The organism is Pseudomonas sp. SIMBA_041, assembly GCF_046535095.1.
Lineage (GTDB): Bacteria > Pseudomonadota > Gammaproteobacteria > Pseudomonadales > Pseudomonadaceae > Aquipseudomonas > Aquipseudomonas mucoides.
Genome location: NZ_JAWRXJ010000336.1, coordinates 1 through 270, shown reverse-complemented (window position 1 = coordinate 270; position 270 = coordinate 1). Strand labels below are relative to the sequence as shown.

1 pseudogene is annotated in these 270 nt (G+C 62.6%); it reads right to left on the bottom strand.

Annotated elements, in window-relative coordinates:
• A pseudogene (locus tag SB725_RS31380) lies at positions 1 to 183 on the bottom strand (hypothetical protein); the annotation flags it as partial.
• Positions 184 to 270: the final 87 nt, after the last annotated feature.

Sequence of the window (270 nt, the reverse complement as noted above, 5' to 3'; positions counted from 1 at the left end):
GTACCAGTCGACGCAATCCTTGCCCGGCACAGCGCGCACCATGCCATCGGCAATCACCCGCAGGCGTGCGGTATCGCCCGACGTCGGCGAGCCATACGGGGTGTTGAACGACTTGACGGCGGCAATGTTGCCGCAGCCGGACAGCGCCACAGCCAACAGGCCAAGCGAGATCGCTGTTTTCATCCGTGAATTCCTCATGAGTGGGTACCGGACATCCGGCAACCTGCCTAGGACCCTCGCTTGCCGCTTGGGTTTCGCAGGCAAGTACGA